The following is a 15,614-nucleotide window of genomic DNA, read 5'->3' as shown; positions in this document are numbered from 1 at the left end:
TCGGCCTCCTAGGGTGTGGGGGTGGACCCGCACCCCGTGACCGGCGAGCTTTTCGACTCCCCGGTTCCGCCTGGCGCGGGCTGGCCCGGGGACCCGGCCACGCGGCATACGGCCATCGCGCGGAGCGCGCGGGAAGTCGCCGAACTCGCCGCGGGCGCGGCGACCCTCGACCACCTCGCTGCCGGGATCTCCGTATGCCGTGCCTGCCCCCGCCTCGTGGCCTGGCGCGAGGACGTCGCGCGCACGGAACGCCGCAAGTCCTTTGCGGCGCAGCCCTATTGGGGGCGCCCCGTGCCGTCCTTCGGCGATCCCGAAGCGCCGCTGCTGATCGTCGGCCTGGCGCCGGCGGCCAATGGCGCCAACCGGACAGGACGGGTCTTCACGGGCGATCCCTCTGGTGACTTCCTCTTCGCCGCCCTGCACCGGACCGGCTTCGCCAACCAGCCCACCTCCGAGGCAGCGGGCGACGGCCTGGGGCTGACTGGCGCGCGGATCATCGCCTCAGTGCGCTGTGCGCCGCCAGCCAATGCGCCGACACCACAGGAAAGGCTGACCTGCCGCCCCTGGCTGGCGCGCGAACTCGAACTATCGGCGCGCCACCTGCGCGCGATCCTCGCGCTCGGTGCCGCCGGCTGGCAGGCGACGCTCACCGCCCTGGGCGAACTTGGCTGGGAGGTCCCGCGCCCGCTGCCGAAGTTCGCCCATGGCGCTCGCGTCCAGGTGACCTCGCCGGCCGGCGACGAGGTCACCCTGGTCGGCTGCTATCACGTCAGCCCGCACAACACGTACACCGGCCGCCTGACCCCGCAGATGCTCGACGACGTCCTGGCGTCGTTAGGCCCCTGAGCCCCACGTCCAGTCTGCGATATCGGGCATGTCGGCCAGGTGCTCGCGGATATAGGTCTCGTGCTCGGCGAGCCGGCGATCGCACAACTGGACCAGGCTGTTCCAGCCCGCGGTGCGGCGGGTGGAGCGGCGCAGGGCCTCTTTGGCGAGGTGGAAGCGGCTCATCTTGTTGAGCACCACCATGTCGAAAGGCGTTGTCGTGGTGCCTTGTTCGTTGAAGCCGCGCACGTGGAAGCGCCCCGGGTTGGTCCGGCCGTGCACCAGTTGGTGGATCGCCCGCGGGTAGCCGTGGAAGGCGAAGACCACGTGGGTGTCGGTCGTGAACAGATCGTCGAACTGGGTGTCGGTGAAGCCGTGCGGGTGGTCGTTCTCCGGCAGCAGCGCCATCAGGTCGACGACATTGACGAACTTCACCCGCAGGTCCGGGACGTGATTGCGCAGCAACTCGGTGGCGGCCAGGGCTTCCTGGGTCGGGACATCTCCGGCGCACGCGATCACGATGTCCGGCTTGCCGCTCTCGTCGAGATTCGAGGCCCAGGCCCACTCCCCCGCGCCGGCCGCGCAGTGATCGTGCGCCTCTTCCAAGGTGAGGTATTGCAGGTGCTTCTGCTTGTCGACGACGATCAGGTTGACGTGGTCCTTGGACTGGAAGCAGTGGTCCGCGATCGAGAGGCTGGTGTTCGCGTCCGGCGGCAGCCATACGCGCACCACATCGGGCGCGAGCGGGATGAGGCAGTCGATCAGCCCCGGGCCCTGGTGCGAGAAGCCGTTGTGGTCGTTGCGCCAACAGGTCGACGTCAACAAAATGTTGAGCGAGGCAACCGAGTCGCGCCACCGCAGCGTCTGGGCGTGCTGCAGCCACTTCACGTGCTGGATCGCCATCGACGCCGACACCATCGCGAACGCCTCGTAGGTCGCGAACATCCCGTGCCGCCCGCTGAGCAGGTAGCCCTCCAGCCAACCCTGACACAGGTGCTCGGAGAGCACCTCCATGACGCGGCCGTCCGGTCCTAGCCGCTGGTCAGTCGGTTCGGCCGGGCCCATGAAGCATCGGTCGGTGACCTCGAAGACGGACTGCAGCCGGTTGCTCGCCGTCTCATCGGGGCAGAAGAGCCGGAAGGTCCCGCCGCCGTCCGGTCGCCGGTCGGCCGCATAGATGTCCCGCATCAACTCGCCGGTGGACTTGGTGTTCTCGAACCACACCGCGCCGCGGTTGTCGCCGACCTCCACCTCGTAGGCCGAGAGGTCGAGGCTCGGCAGATCGCGCAGCAGCTTGCCGCCATTGGCGTATGCCGTGGCCGACATCCGCTTCTCACCGTCCGGCGCGAGCGCCGCGAGCTCCGGCACGAGCCGGCCGCTCTCGTCGAACTGTTCGTCGGGCTGGTAAGAGTGCAGCCAGCCTTCGAGAATCGCCAGGTGCTCGGGGTTGTCGACAACCCCGGAGAGCGGGACCTGGTGGCTGAGGTTGGTGCCTTCGACCTGGACGCCGTCGACCTCGTGCGGTCCGGTCCAGCCCTTTGGCGTGCGCAGCACGATGGCCGGCCAGGTGTAGCGCTTGCTCGGGCTGGCCCCGTCGAGTGACTCCTCCGAGCGAGCTTCGGCACGCATCGCGAGAATGTCGCGCTGGGCGCCGGCGAGGGCGGCATACAGATCGCTGAAGACTTGGCGCGGGTCGTCACCCTCGATGAAGACCGGGTCCCAGCCCTGGCCACGCAGGTAGGCGGCCACGTCCTCATCGCTGGTGCGGCCCAGGACAGTCGGGCCGGCGATCTTGTAGCCGTTGAGATGAATGATCGGGATGACCGCGCCGTCGCGGCGTGGGTTGAGGAAGTTCGGCAGCCGCCAGGACGCGGACAGCGGGCCCGTCTCCGACTCGCCGTCGCCGATGACGCAGGCCACGAACAGGTCGGGGTGATCCATCGCCGCTCCCCCCGCGTGGATCAGCGCGTAGCCGAGCTCGCCACCCTCGTGGATAGATCCGGGAGTCTGGACACTGACGTGGCTGGGAATGCCTCCGGGAGAGGAGAACTGGCGGCACAGGCGACGGATACCGGCGGCGTCCCGGCCAACGCGCGGGTAGATCTCGGAGTAGGTGCCCTCGAGCCAGCCGGTGGCCACCAGCGCGGGTCCACCGTGACCGGGCCCGGTGATGTAGAGCCAGTCAGTGTCGGTGGCCTTGATGATCCGGTTCAGGATGGTGTAGATCATCGACAGGCCCGGGCTGGTCCCCCAGTGACCGAGCAACCGGGGCTTGATGTGCTCGGGCCGCAGTGGCTCGCGGACCAGGACGTTGTCCTGCAGATAGATCTGCCCCACCGTCAGATAGTTCGCGGCCTTCCACCACCGCAGGTCGAGGTCGAGTTCGGCGTCGGCATAGGTGCCCAGTGTGTCGGTGTTCCCCATGCCTTCATCCAAACGAGGTGGCGACGAGCAGGCAACTGTGCCTTGCCTGACTTTGCGGTGAACTCCGCGTGAACTTGACGGGGGCAGAGCGCTGCGTTAGCGGGCCGAATAGGACAGGGTTGACCCATGCCGAGCACCGACTACGAACAGGACACTTCGACCGGCTTCGGGCCCCTCCGGATCAAAGCGCGCGGCCGTGCGGTGATGACCAACCCGACCACCAACCGGGGCACGGCCTTCACTGTCGAGCAGCGCCGTGAGTTGGGCATCGTCGGCCTGGTCCCGACTCGAGTGACCAATCTGGAGAACCAGGTGCGCCGGGTCTACGAGCAATACCAGCGCACGACAACGATGTTGGGGCGCTATCTCCACCTGGCCGGCGTGCGCGATCGCAACGAGGTGCTCTTCTATCGCCTACTGACCAGCAATATCGAGGAGATGCTCCCGGTCATCTACACGCCCACCATCGGTGAGGCGATCGAGCGCTTCAGCCACGAGTTCTCGCGCCCGCGTGGGGTGTTTCTCTCCATCGACCAGCCCGAGTTGATGGTGGATTCCTTCCTCAACTTCGGCCTCAACCCCGACGAGGTCGACCTGGTCGTGGTCACCGACTCCGAAGGCATCCTCGGCATCGGCGACCAGGGCATCGGCGGCATCCAGATCGCGATCGGCAAGCTGTCGGTCTACACCGCGGCCGCCGGGGTCCACCCGCGCCGCTGCATCCCGGTGGTGCTCGACGTGGGGACAGACAACCTCGGTCTGCTGTCCTCGGAGATGTATCTCGGCGAGCGGCACGCGCGGGTCCGCGGCGAAAAGTACGACGAATTCCTCGCCCTCTTCGTCAACACGGTCAAGGACCTCTTCCCCAACGCGATGCTGCACTGGGAGGACTTCGGCACCACCAACGCCCACCGGCTGCTGACGACCTATCGCGAGGAGATCTGCACCTTCAACGACGACATCCAGGGCACCGCGGCCGTCGTGCTTGCGGCCATCCTCGCCGGCGTCGATGTCACCGGACTCGAGCTCGACGACCACCGGGTCTGCGTCTTCGGCGCGGGCAGCGCCGGCATCGGGATCGCCAACCTGATCCGCGACACCATGCTGCGCACCGGGGCCTCGGAGACCGAGGAGGAGGCTTACTCCCGGTTCTATGCCATCGGCATCAACGGCCTCTATGTCGACGACCAGCCAGAACTCATGCCCTTCCAACGTCCGTATGCCCGCGCCCGCGCCGACCTCGCGGACTGGGCCGTTGCCGACCCGAACCACATCACCCTCGCCGATGTCATCCGCAATGCCCGCCCGACCATCCTGATCGGGACCTCCACCCGGGGTGGGGCCTTCACGCGTGCGATCGTCGAGGAGATTGCCAGCTACTGCGCCCGGCCGATCATCTTCCCCTTGTCCAACCCGACCAGCCGCGCCGAGGCCACGCCGGCCGACCTGCTCACCTGGACCGACGGGCGCGCCCTGGTGGCCACTGGCAGCCCCTTCTGGCCGGTCGATCTCGACGGGGTTCGCTACACGATCGCCCAAGCCAATAACGCTCTGATCTTCCCCGGCCTCGGACTCGGAGTCGCGACCAGCCAGGCAACCCGCATCAGTGACGGGATGATCGCCGCGGCCGCCGAGGCGCTGGCCGGCATGGTCAACGCCTATCGCCAGGGCGCCCCTCTTCTGCCGACGATCAGTGCCCTGCGCACGGTGTCGGCGACGGTGGCTGTGGCCGTCGCTCAGCAGGCGGCCACCGAAGGCCTGGCCCGCAACCCGCTGACCGACCCGATCCAGCAGATCTACGAACGCATGTGGCAGCCCGTGTATCCCGAAATCGAAGCCATCTAGGGGAACCCCACGAAGTTCTCCGCTCCTTCGGCCCACGCAGAGCGTGGGACCCAGCTCCGATACTTCGCGAGGACCCCGAGCCCGTCGGCGTCAGGATGCAAGCCCCAATAGAGTCTCGCCCATGACCCTCATCGCGAACGACTACCAGGCCGACGACGGACGCTACGACGGGCGGATGCCCTACCGCCGCGTCGGCCGGTCGGGGCTCGTGCTGCCGGCGATCAGTCTCGGCATGTGGCACAACTTCGGCGACGATGTGCCGCTCGATCGCCAGCAGGCAATCCTGCGCCGCGCCTTCGATCTCGGCGTCACGCACTTCGACCTGGCCAACAACTACGGCCCGCCGTATGGCAGCGCCGAGCGCAACTTTGGCAGCATCTTCGCCCGCGACTTCCGGCCCTACCGCGATGAGTTGATCATCTCCAGCAAGGCGGGCTACGACATGTGGCCCGGTCCCTACGGGCAGGGTGGCGGCGCCCGGAAGTACGTCATCGCCAGCTGCGACCAGTCCCTGAAGCGGATGGGCGTGGACTATGTCGACATCTTCTATAGCCACCGCTTCGACCCGGACACCCCGCTCGAAGAGACCATGGGCGCGCTCGATCACATCGTGAAGTCCGGCCGGGCGCTCTATGCCGGCATCTCGTCATACAGCCCGGCACGGACGTTGGAGGCGGCCGAAATCCTCGCCGATCTCGGCACCCCCCTGCTCATCCACCAGCCGAGCTATTCGATGCTCAACCGGTGGGTCGAGGAGCGCCCCGAGGGGAGCGCCGAGAGCCTGCTCGACGTGCTGGGCGTCACGGGCGTGGGCTGCATCGCCTTCAGTCCGCTCGCCCAGGGCATGCTCACGAACAAATACCTCAAGGGCATCCCCGAAGGTTCACGCGCGTCCCAGGACAAGAGTCTGAGCGAGTCGCTGCTCACGCCCGAGGCGCTGACGCACATCGCGGCTCTGGACCGCGTCGCCAAGAAGCGCGGCCAGACACTCGCCCAGATGGCCCTCGCCTGGGTGCTTCGTGACGACCGGGTCACATCAGCCCTCATCGGCGCCTCCAGCGTCCGCCAGCTCGAGGACAGCGTGGGTGCCGTCCGGAACCTGGATTTCACTGCGGCAGAGTTGAAGTCGATCGACAAGCACGCCGTCGACTCCGGCATCAACCTGTGGGCTGCGTCTTCGGCGACGTAGTCGCCGGTGGTTCGGCCGGGTCGACCGCTGCGTCCAGGATGGCCGCCGGGACGGCTTCGACCAGACCGTCGTATGCCGCGACCGCCCGGTAGGTGTGCCCCTCGCCGTCGAAGACGGCCTCGTGCGCGGACGAGGATCCGTTGGTGTGGTCCTGGAACCAGGCGAGGAGGGGTTCTGCCTGGGTCGGGAGCATCAGCACCGTTGCCGGGTCGTAGGGCGCCGTGGCGGGGAAGCGAAAGACCGCATTCACATCGGGTCCGGAGAGCTTGGCGTAGGTCGTGCCGTCGGCGCCGACCCACTGTTCGCGCGTGCGGACCTCGTCCGGGCCCGAGGGCTGCGCCACCGTCCCTGTGGTCGATGCACCCGGAGGCGGCAGGGTCGGCACGATGGCTCCTCCGCTCTGGGTCTGGGTCTGGTGAGGTGGACATAGTGACCCGCTGGGATCGCACCGTCGTGCTGCGTGGCTGCGGTCGAGGCAAGGGCCGACAGCGCCGACGCCTGCGGACTCGCGTCCGGGCTGATGATCGACCGGAGGATCGCGAGCGCACCCGCTGCGGCCGCCGCGACCAGGCTGGTTGCGAGCCAGCGCCGCCCCCTGCGCGGCGCTCGGCGTTCCGGGCGGGCGATCGAGCCGGAGCGACCGGCCAGCACCTGGTCGTGGATGCGCTCGCCTGCCGGTTCGAAATGCCGGTGCAGGTCATCGGCGGTGGGTCGCGCGCGGCGATGAGCAGGTCATAGGGGTCGGTTTGCCGTGTCATGGCAGGTCCTCCACGAGACGAAGGGATGGGGCAGTGGCGTGCGGGTGGTCCGCGGATCGCGGAGTTTGGGTCAGCCGGGCACGGCCGCGACTGATGCGAACGGTCAAGGCGTGCTCGCTACAGCCGAGGACGGCAGCGGCCTCGGCATACGTCAATCCGTCCCACGCGGTGAGCAGCAGCGCCTCGCGTTCGGCGGGGCTGCAGGCGGCGAACGCACCGATCAAGGCATCGCGCTCGGCGACGATCTCGGCCGGAGCGACGCTCGCCGGCTGGTGCCAATAGGCCGAACCGCTTGCTGCCAAAGGGATTCGGCGCGCCTTCGGCCACGGAGACGGTTGGCAATGACATGCCGTGCCGTGACGACCAGCTAGGGGAGGGGCTGCTCCGGCACCTCGCCGAGGCGCCGCCAAGCGATCAGGAAGGTCTCGGCGACCACGTCTTTGCACTCGGCGAGGTCGATGTGCCGCCGGGCGTAGGCGTAGACACGCGGCGCGAGCGTGCGGAAGGCGGCGTCGAACTGATCCTCACGCATCGTCGCCTCCGCGTCGCATCATCGGGATGTTCACACCCAGAGATGTCCGGCCCCGTGCGGATGTCACACCACCAGATTAGGAGGGCAGTCAGAGCGTCAGGCGGGCCTCGAAGAGCGCCCGGACGTCGGCATTGCGACGCACCAGATCCAGGGCGTATGCCGCGTGCCCGGGGACATAGCCATTGCCCACCAGCATCGTGACATCGGCAGCCAGGCCCTCGGCGCCCAGCGCCGCCGCGGCGAAGTTGGTCGCCATCGAGAAGAAGATCACGGTGCCGCCCTGAGCCGTGCTCAAGAGTGCAGGCTGCTCACAACCGGGAACGTCGACGCAGACAACCGTGATGTCGGCCGGCCCGCCGGCCGCTTCCACGGCGGTGGCCAGTCCGAGCGGCGAGCGCGCGTCGGCGATGACAATCTCGTCGGCGAGTTCGGTCGCGCGCAAGCGGTCGGCTTCGAGTTGGTTGGGCACCACCGCGATCCGCCGCCCCGCGCCCGCATCGGCGGCTGCGGCCAGCGCGAGGGAACCGGACTTCCCGGCGCCGCCGAGCACGAGCACGGTAGGGCCCGCGGGTGGGGCTTCCGCACGCATCGACGCGCCGCCGTGCGCGAGTTCGTCGGGCGAGTCGATGGGCTCGGGGCGCCCGAACGGGCCGGCTCCTCCCCCGGCATACGTCCCGACGACGCGGCGCACGAGGGCGGGGGCGCCGCATACGTCCATCACCATCAGCGCGAACTCGGGGGCGAGGTCGCCTGGGAGCACCGCGGCGATGGAGCGGCCGAAGAGAATGGCGTGACCGTCGGCGGGGACGCGTTCCTCGCGCCCGTCCCAACGCGCCAACGCGTCGGTGATCACGAGCGGGGTGAGCGAGAGCGAAACGAGGGTGGCGACGCGGTCGCCCACGCTCAGCCCGAGGGTCGACTGCGGCCCGACCTCGGCGACGGTGCCGATGAGCATGCCGCCGGAGCCGGTGACGGGGTTCTGCATCTTGCCGCGGGTGGCGATGATGTCGAGCACCTGATCGCGCAGGGCGTCGGTGTCCAGGACGCCGTTGACGGTGTTCGCCTCGGCGAGTTGGCGGTAGGACGCGGCGTCGAGATTGAGCGTCTCGACATCGATGCGGACCTCATCGGGCCACAACTCGGGGCGGGCGTCGAGCCGGCGAGCGGCCTGTGGCAGGGCGGAGCCGACAGGCTCGAGGACGCGGTGGATGCCCACGGGAGAGGACTCGGTCGCGGTGGCGTCAGCCTCGGGGTTCACGGCAAAATCTCCTCATCGAGTGCGCTCTGACGAGAAGTCTTGCGCGCACAGGGTGGCTCAAACGCAATTCCTCTGTCTATCCTGTCACGCATGACAACGTCCGTCGAGCAGCCCTACGCCTATCGTCAGCGCGAGCTGGTCGAGCCGGACTGGCGCCGGTTCTCCGGGTGGCGCGAGGTCTCCCAGGCCGACTGGCGCAGCGCGCAGTGGCAGCGCGCGCACTGTGTGAAGAACCTCGCGCAGCTGCGCGAGGTGATGGGCGATCTGCTCACCGATGACTTCTATGCCGACCTCGAACGCGACCAGGGCGAGCGGGCGACGATGTCGATGCTGCTGCCGCCGCAGATGCTCAACACGATGGTGTCGACACTCGGGGAGCTGCCGGCCGCGGGTGCGGAGTTCACCGACGCCTTCCGCGCCGACCCAGTGCGGCGCTACATGCTTCCCGTCTTCTCCGACCGCCGCTCCGACTGGCCGTCGCACCCCTTCGCCTCCCGCGACTCGCTGCACGAGCACGACATGTGGGCGGTCGAGGGCCTGACCCACCGCTACCCGACCAAGGTGCTCGCGGAGATGCTGCCGACCTGCCCGCAATATTGCGGGCATTGTACGCGAATGGATCTCGTCGGCAACTCGACTCCCCAGATCGCCAAGCTCAAACTGCAGGGCAAGCCCGTCGACCGATATGCCGCGATGCTCGACTACCTGCAACGCACGCCGGCGGTGCGCGATGTCGTCGTCTCGGGGGGCGATGTGGCGAATATGCCCTGGAAGAACCTCGAAGGCTTCCTCGACAAGCTGCTGAACATCGAGAACATCCGCGACATCCGGCTGGCGACCAAGGCACTGATGGGGCTGCCGCAGCATTGGCTCCAGGACGATGTCGTCGAGGGTGTTGGGCGCGTCGCGGCGAAGGCGCGCGCACGCGGGGTGTCCCTGGCCATTCATACGCACGTCAATCACGCGGAGTCGGTTACCCCCTTGGTCGCCGAGGCGGCCAAGGCCATGTTGGAGGCGGGGGTGCGCGATGTCCGCAACCAGGGCGTGCTCATGCGCGGCGTGAATGACACCAGCGTCGACTTGCTCGACCTGTGTTTCGCGTTACAGGACAACGCGATGATCACGCCGTACTACTTCTATATGTGCGACATGATCCCGTTCAGCGAGCACTGGCGCTTGTCGCTGCAGGAGGCCCAGGAGTTGCAGCACGCGATCCTCGGCTACCTGCCCGGCTTCGCCACGCCGCGGATCGTCTGCGACGTGCCTTTCGTCGGCAAGCGGTGGGTCCACCAAGAGGACTCGTATGACCGGGTGCGCGGAATGTCGTTCTGGCGCAAGAACTATCGGACCTCGATCGAGGCCGAGGATGTCGACGCGCTGTCGCGCGAATACGTCTATTACGACCCGATCTACACCCTGCCCGCCGACGGCCAGGCGTGGTGGCGCGAGCAGGGCGACGCCCTCGCGGCCCATGACGCGGCGATCGCTCGGGCGACCGCGTCGCGGGAGGCCTCGGCGCTCGCACTCGGTTGAGACGTGGACGGCCCACCGTGGGTGTCGCGGGTAGGGTGACGAGCGTGTCGACCGACTTCGCCGCCCTCGCCGACCAGCAACTGGCCGGCGGCACGCTGACCACCGACCAAGCGCTCGCGATTCTTCGCTCGCGGGATGAGGAACTGCTCGAGCTGGTCGCTGCCGGTGCGCGGCTGCGGCGCTCCCACTTCGGGCGGCTGGTCAAGGTCAACTATCTGGTCAACCTCAAGTCCGGCCTGTGCCCGGAGGACTGCGGCTACTGCTCGCAGCGGGTGGGGTCCGAGGCGCCGATCCTGAAGTACAGCTGGCTGAAGCCCGATCAGGCCGTGGATCAGGCGAGCCACGGCATCCAGGGTGGGGCGTCGCGGGTCTGTCTGGTGGCCAGTGGGCGCGGGCCGAGCAATCGCGACATCGAGCGGGTCGGGGACATCGTCGGCAAGATCAAGGCCGACCACCCGCAGGTCGAGGTTTGCGCCTGCCTCGGGTTGCTCAAGACCGGCCAGGCCGATGCCCTGCGCGAGGCCGGCGTCGACGCCTACAACCACAACATCAACACCTCCGAGTCGCGCTACGAGGAGATCTGCTCAACGCACACCTATGCCGATCGCGTCGAGACCATCGACGCCGCCAAGCACTCGGGAATGGCCGCGTGCTCCGGGCTGATCGTCGGCATGGGTGAGAGCGATGAGGAGATCGTCGAGGCGATCTTTGCGCTGCGTGCGCTGGACTCCGATTCCATCCCGGTCAATTTCCTGATGCCGTTCGAAGGCACGCCCCTCGGGCAGGACTGGAATCTCACTCCGCAGCGGGCGATGCGCATCCTCGCGCTGGCCCGCTTCGCCTGCCCCGACCGGGAGGTGCGCATGGCGGGTGGTCGTGAGATGCACCTGCGCACCCTGCAGCCGCTGGCGTTGCATCTGGCCAACTCGCTCTTCCTCGGCGATTACCTGACGTCGCAGGGGCAGGCGGCCCAGGACGATCTGGCGATGATCGCCGACGGCGGCTGGCAGATCGTCGGGCAGGTGCCCGGGGACGCCACGGCCGAGGCCGGCTTGACCCACCCGGTGATCCGTGAGCGGGGCGCCGGGACGGCTGTCACGGCGAACGCCTGACGTGGAGCCCGCGGACGTCCTCGCTCGCGACCGGGGTCTGCTCTGGCATCCCTACGCGCCACTGGATGGCCCGCCGCTCTATGCCGTGACCGGCGCCGCGGGCGTGTGGCTGGATCTGGTCGCTGAGGACGGTCAGCAATTCCACGTCCGCGATGCCATGAGCTCGTGGTGGGCCGTGCTGCACGGGTATCGGAATCCATTGCTGGACAAGGCGATCCACGATCAGGTCGATCGGTTCTCGCATGTGATGTTTGGCGGGTTGACGCATGAGCCGGCTGTTCGCGTCGCCGAGAAGCTGGTGGCATTGACGCCGGCGGGGCTCGACCATGTCTTCCTCGCCGACTCCGGATCGGTCGCTGTCGAGGTGGCGCTCAAGGTCGCGGTCCAGTATCAGCAGGCGCTCGGCCGGCCCGAGCGCACGGGCTTCCTCGCCTTGCGTGGGGGATACCACGGTGACACTCTCGGCGCGATGAGCGTGTGCGACCCCGTCGACGGGATGCATGCCGACTTCCCGGATTATGTTCCGGCACAGAGCTTTCTGCTGCGTCCGCCGCGCGCCTGGCGCGCTGGCGAGGGGTTGGCGAGTGACCCGGTCGAGGTCGCCTCGTGGATCACTGAGGCCGAGCGTGTTGTCGCGGAAGTTGCCGACCGCGTCGCCGGGATCATCGTCGAGCCGGTACTTCAGGGCGCAGGCGGGATGGTCGTCTACGCCCCGGAGGCTCTGGTGGTGCTGCGGCGGTTGGCCACGGCATACGGGCTGGTGTTGATCGCCGACGAGATCGCGACGGGCTTCGGGCGAACCGGGCGCTTCTTCGGAAGTGATTGGGGCGCAGTGGTTCCCGACGTCATGTGCGTCGGCAAGGCGCTGACCGGGGGGATGATGACGCTGGGTGCGGTCGTGGTGTCCTCGCCCGTCGCCGAGGTCATCGCCGCGTCGCGGCACCGGGCGCTGTTGCACGGACCGACGTTCATGGGCAATCCGCTCGCCTGCGCGGTTGCGTCTGCGTCGCTCGATCTGGTGGTCGCTGGGTGGGCGCAGAATGTGCCGCGGATTGAGGCGGCTCTGGTGACGGCGTTGTCGCCGGCGTGTGAGTTGTCGGTGGTGCGTGAGGTGCGCGTCCTTGGGGCCGTCGGCGTGATCGAACTGGCGGAGTCGGTGGACATTCCGCGGGTGACCCGGGCGGCGCTGGAGCGCGGTGTCTGGGTGCGGCCGTTCCGGCGGCTCGTCTACACGATGCCGCCCTATATCAGCAGCGACGCCGACCTCGCCGCGATCGGTGCGGGGATGGTCAGTGCGGTCGCGGACGTTTACGGCGGGTCGGCGTCGTGAACGGGTCGATGGGCGCCTTCCTTGCCACGCGCGCGGCGTGGCGGGACGAGCGAGGCATTCGGCGGGCCACGACCGTGCGGGCCGGGGCGGTCGACCTCGCGTCCAATGACTACCTCGGGTTGGCGCGCGATCCACGGGTGGTCAGGGCCGGGCATACGGCACTCGATCGGTATGGCGCGGGTGCACGCGCGTCGCGGGTGGTCACCGGAACGACAACCGCGCACGAAGAGCTTGAAGCTGAGATCTGTTCTCTCACAGGGGCATCGAGCGCGCTGGTGTTCTCCAGTGGGTTTGCGGCGAATGTCGGGGCGATCACGGCGTTGGGTGGGCCGGACCTGCTGCTGGTGCTCGATGCGCATGTCCACGCATCGATCCACGACGCGGCGCGGCTGAGCAAGTCGGTGGTCTCCTTCGTGCCGCATGGGGATGTCGACGCAGTCCGTTCGGCCCTGGCCGGGCGGACCGAAGGGCGGGCGCTGGTGGTCGTGGAGTCGGTCTACAGCGTGCTGGGCGATGTGGCCGATCTCGCGGCGCTTGCGGCGGTGTGTGCGGACCACGACGCGACCTTGCTCGTGGACGAGGCTCACGGGATCGGAGTGCTGGGCGCCGGACGTGGTGGTGTGCATGCGGCCGGGCTGGCGGGAGCGGATCACGTCCTTGTCACCGCCACGATGAGCAAGGCGCTCGGGGCCCAGGGGGGTGCGGTGCTCGGGCCGTCGGCGTTGCGCGAGCATCTGGTCAACACGGCTCGGACCTTCATCTTCGACACCGGGCTGACGCCGGCGGCCGCGGCCAGTGCGAGTCAGGCGTGCCGGATCATCGCCGCGGATTCGGCGTTGGTCGGGCGGCTGCACGCCAATGCCGATGTGATCGCGCAGGAGTGCGGCATAGCGCGAGCCGCGGGACCGGTGCAGTCCATCCCCTGCCCGAGCGCTGAGGTCGCTCGGGTTGCCGCTGACCGGGCGGGCGAGCGGGGGGTTCTGGTGGGCTGTTTCCGGCCGCCGTCGGTGCCCGACGGCATCTCGCGCGTCCGCCTGACGGCCTGCGCCGGGCTGGGTCTGGATGAGGTGCGTGCCGCGGCCGAGATCGTGCGGGCCGAGTTCGCGGCCGCATGTGCCGCGGAGGGCACCGATAGCGCGCCCAGTGCGCGCTCCGGCGGGGCGGCCCCGAGTCTGGGATCCGACCCGACGGCCACGCCGACCGAGAGCCGGCAAAGAGCCCCAGGCGCCCGGCGATGAGCCGGACCTTCCTGATCACGGGCACTGACACGGGGGTCGGCAAGACCGTGGTGACCGCCGCCCTTGCCGCCGCCTTCATCGCGGCCGGCGAACGGGTGCATGTGCACAAGCCGGTCCAGACTGGGGTGGCCGCGGGTGCGGCCGGGGATGTCGCCGAAGTCGAACGACTGGTGCCCCACGTGTCGACCAGTGAGGGGCTCCGGCTGACCGAGCCGATGGCCCCGGTGCCCGCTGCCCGGATTGAGCGCGTCCGGCTCCCGTCTCTGACGAGGCAGATCGAGCAACTGCCGGCGCTGCGGGGGGCGGCCGATGTTTTGCTCGTCGAGGGCGCGGGCGGCCTGCTGGTCCAGCTCGGAGGTCGGGGAGAGACGATCGCCGATCTCGCGGCCGAGGCCCGCGCGCCGCTGATCGTCGTGACGCGGGCCGGCCTCGGCACGCTCAACCACACGGAGTTGACGTTGGAGGCGATCGCCCATCGTGGGTTGCGCGCCGCGGGACTGGTGATCGGCTCGTGGCCCGCCCGGCCCGGGGTGATTGAGCGGACGAATCGCCACCATCTGGCGGGACTGGGCGTGCCGCTTCTGGGCGCGTTGCCCGCCGGCGCGGATGGATTGGCGCCCAGCGAGTTCCAGCGCCTGGCGCCGGGCTGGTTTCAAGACCTCCCACGCGCGATTGCTGACCCCTTCCTTGGGCAGCACGACGAAGGTCACCTCTGAGTGCCGTTGAAGACACGACCGGCGTGAAGCCGTTGCCCCTCGACGGGCGGGAGCGGACGGCGCAGGGAATCAGGCCGCGAGGAGACGCTTCAGGTGTGCTTCTAGAGGGCTGAGTTCGGCACCGATCGCCTCGTCGGTGGCGGGCATCTCCGAGTCGCCCTTGGGCACAGTCGAATTGGCGGCGCGCACCTTCGCCGAAGCGGCAGGCACGTCCTCGTCGTCGCTGGCCACGATCGCGTCGTCGCTGGCGGTCGCGGTCGAGTCGGCGCTGGGCAGGCTTCGCCCGTCGTCGGTGAGGCCGAGGTGATCGCTCGGGTAGCTGGTGTGGGTGCGGCCGACCGGGTCGGTCCAGGTGACGGTTCGGTCGGGGTGGATCTTGACCTGCCAGCCGGGTGTCTGCTTGAGGCGGTGGTGTCGCCGGCACAGGGCTATCAGGTTCGCTGGGCTGGTGGGCCCGTCGGGCCATGGGATCACGTGGTCGAGGTCGCAGAAGCGGGAGCTGATCGCGCAGCCGGGGAAGCGGCATTGCCGGTCGCGGAACCGGACGAGCCGGGCCATGGGTTCGGGGATCCGGTAGCGCGGGTCGGCGTCGTTGCCGGTGGTGGCGCGGGTGAAGCCTTTGGCGATGGTGGACTTCCCCCCGAAGCGTGTAGGTATCAGCTATAAGGAGATGCTGTGCCTGAGACACGTTAGAAGTACGACCGTGAGTTCCGTGAGGGGGCTGTACGGATCGTCGAGGAGACCAACAAGCCGATCGCTGCCGTCGCGCGCGATCTCGGCGTCAATGAGGGGACCCTGGGCAACTGGGTTACCCGGGCTCGCGCCGAGCGTGAGGGACGCGGCGAAATGTCGGC

The 15,614-nt window shown here is 68.7% G+C and carries 14 protein-coding genes and 1 pseudogene; 9 read left to right on the top strand and 6 right to left on the bottom strand.

Going from position 1 to position 15,614, the window contains the following annotated elements; genetic code table 11:
• Nucleotides 1–21: 21 nt before the first annotated feature.
• Complete coding sequence (locus ABD209_RS06250) at nucleotides 22–846, top strand: uracil-DNA glycosylase (RefSeq protein WP_344063659.1); 825 nt, start codon at nucleotides 22–24, stop codon at nucleotides 844–846.
• Here the strand turns inward: ABD209_RS06250 and ABD209_RS06245 are convergent.
• Nucleotides 835–3,249, bottom strand: coding sequence for a phosphoketolase family protein (locus ABD209_RS06245; RefSeq protein WP_344063656.1), 2,415 nt, complete (start codon nucleotides 3,247–3,249; stop codon nucleotides 835–837). The two genes, ABD209_RS06250 and ABD209_RS06245, sit on opposite strands and share 12 nt — an antisense overlap.
• Before the next feature lie 126 nt (nucleotides 3,250–3,375).
• Here ABD209_RS06245 and ABD209_RS06240 point away from each other — a divergent pair, with 126 nt between their 5' ends.
• The gene (locus ABD209_RS06240; protein WP_344063653.1) at nucleotides 3,376–5,094 is read left to right on the top strand and encodes an NAD-dependent malic enzyme; all 1,719 of its coding nucleotides are present in this window, start codon (nucleotides 3,376–3,378) and stop codon (nucleotides 5,092–5,094) included.
• A 121-nt stretch (nucleotides 5,095–5,215) separates the two neighbouring features.
• Nucleotides 5,216–6,283: an L-glyceraldehyde 3-phosphate reductase gene (mgrA, locus tag ABD209_RS06235; protein WP_344063650.1), complete on the top strand. Its 1,068-nt coding sequence runs from the start codon at nucleotides 5,216–5,218 to the stop codon at nucleotides 6,281–6,283.
• Here mgrA and ABD209_RS06230 read toward each other — a convergent pair.
• The 4 genes from ABD209_RS06230 to kdd all read right to left on the bottom strand — a co-directional run bounded on the left by ABD209_RS06230 (nucleotide 6,252) and on the right by kdd (nucleotide 8,831).
• Nucleotides 6,252–6,668, bottom strand: a complete 417-nt coding sequence (locus ABD209_RS06230) for a hypothetical protein (RefSeq protein ID WP_344063647.1) — start codon at nucleotides 6,666–6,668, stop codon at nucleotides 6,252–6,254. The genes mgrA and ABD209_RS06230 overlap by 32 nt on opposite strands.
• A gap of 369 nt (nucleotides 6,669–7,037) precedes the next feature.
• The gene (locus ABD209_RS06225; protein ID WP_344063645.1) at nucleotides 7,038–7,343 is read right to left on the bottom strand and encodes an RNA polymerase sigma factor; all 306 of its coding nucleotides are present in this window, start codon (nucleotides 7,341–7,343) and stop codon (nucleotides 7,038–7,040) included.
• A gap of 65 nt (nucleotides 7,344–7,408) precedes the next feature.
• Nucleotides 7,409–7,573 carry an RNA polymerase sigma factor gene (locus ABD209_RS06220; protein ID WP_344063642.1) on the bottom strand — a complete coding sequence of 55 codons (165 nt, stop codon included), beginning with the start codon at nucleotides 7,571–7,573 and terminating at the stop codon, nucleotides 7,409–7,411.
• Between the two features lie 88 nt (nucleotides 7,574–7,661).
• The gene (kdd, locus tag ABD209_RS06215; protein WP_344063639.1) at nucleotides 7,662–8,831 is read right to left on the bottom strand and encodes an L-erythro-3,5-diaminohexanoate dehydrogenase; all 1,170 of its coding nucleotides are present in this window, start codon (nucleotides 8,829–8,831) and stop codon (nucleotides 7,662–7,664) included.
• A gap of 90 nt (nucleotides 8,832–8,921) precedes the next feature.
• Between kdd and ABD209_RS06210 the strand changes: the two genes are divergently transcribed.
• From ABD209_RS06210 to bioD, 5 genes are read left to right on the top strand one after another with little or no spacing between them, the layout of a single operon-like run.
• Nucleotides 8,922–10,364, top strand: coding sequence for a KamA family radical SAM protein (locus tag ABD209_RS06210; RefSeq protein ID WP_344063636.1), 1,443 nt, complete (start codon nucleotides 8,922–8,924; stop codon nucleotides 10,362–10,364).
• 44 nt (nucleotides 10,365–10,408) lie between these two features.
• Nucleotides 10,409–11,476 (top strand): biotin synthase BioB, encoded by a 1,068-nt coding sequence (gene bioB / locus ABD209_RS06205; protein ID WP_344063633.1) that lies wholly within the window; start codon nucleotides 10,409–10,411, stop codon nucleotides 11,474–11,476.
• 1 nt (nucleotide 11,477) lies between these two features.
• Nucleotides 11,478–12,806 carry an adenosylmethionine--8-amino-7-oxononanoate transaminase gene (gene bioA / locus ABD209_RS06200; protein ID WP_344063630.1) on the top strand — a complete coding sequence of 443 codons (1,329 nt, stop codon included), beginning with the start codon at nucleotides 11,478–11,480 and terminating at the stop codon, nucleotides 12,804–12,806.
• Complete coding sequence (locus ABD209_RS06195) at nucleotides 12,803–14,044, top strand: 8-amino-7-oxononanoate synthase (RefSeq protein WP_344063627.1); 1,242 nt, start codon at nucleotides 12,803–12,805, stop codon at nucleotides 14,042–14,044. The genes bioA and ABD209_RS06195 overlap by 4 nt, the downstream gene beginning before the upstream one ends.
• Entirely contained in the window at nucleotides 14,041–14,760 is a 720-nt protein-coding gene (gene bioD / locus ABD209_RS06190; protein ID WP_344063624.1) for a dethiobiotin synthase, read from the top strand. The genes ABD209_RS06195 and bioD overlap by 4 nt, the downstream gene beginning before the upstream one ends.
• Nucleotides 14,761–14,829: 69 nt before the next feature.
• Here bioD and ABD209_RS06185 read toward each other — a convergent pair whose 3' ends face one another.
• A complete protein-coding gene (locus ABD209_RS06185) occupies nucleotides 14,830–15,318 on the bottom strand; it encodes an HNH endonuclease signature motif containing protein (protein WP_344063621.1) in 489 nt (162 codons plus the stop codon).
• 147 nt (nucleotides 15,319–15,465) lie between these two features.
• Between ABD209_RS06185 and ABD209_RS19760 the strand changes: the two are divergent.
• Nucleotides 15,466–15,614 (top strand): annotated as a pseudogene (locus ABD209_RS19760) (transposase); the annotation flags it as partial.

This window comes from Nostocoides vanveenii (genome assembly GCF_039531165.1).
GTDB classification, from domain to species: Bacteria; Actinomycetota; Actinomycetes; order Actinomycetales; family Dermatophilaceae; genus Nostocoides_A; species Nostocoides_A vanveenii.
This window is presented reverse-complemented; position numbering and strand designations above follow the sequence as displayed.

Excerpts from the sequence above, each read along its gene's own strand:
- ABD209_RS06245 (WP_344063656.1), bottom strand. The coding sequence starts at position 3,249 with ATGGGGAACACCGACACACTGGGCACCTATGCCGACGCCGAACTCGAC.
- mgrA (WP_344063650.1), top strand. The coding sequence starts at position 5,216 with ATGACCCTCATCGCGAACGACTACCAGGCCGACGACGGACGCTACGAC.
- bioD (WP_344063624.1), top strand. The coding sequence starts at position 14,041 with ATGAGCCGGACCTTCCTGATCACGGGCACTGACACGGGGGTCGGCAAG.
- ABD209_RS06220 (WP_344063642.1), bottom strand. The coding sequence starts at position 7,573 with ATGCGTGAGGATCAGTTCGACGCCGCCTTCCGCACGCTCGCGCCGCGT.
- ABD209_RS06210 (WP_344063636.1), top strand. The coding sequence starts at position 8,922 with ATGACAACGTCCGTCGAGCAGCCCTACGCCTATCGTCAGCGCGAGCTG.
- ABD209_RS06240 (WP_344063653.1), top strand. The coding sequence starts at position 3,376 with ATGCCGAGCACCGACTACGAACAGGACACTTCGACCGGCTTCGGGCCC.
- ABD209_RS06185 (WP_344063621.1), bottom strand. The coding sequence starts at position 15,318 with ATGGCCCGGCTCGTCCGGTTCCGCGACCGGCAATGCCGCTTCCCCGGC.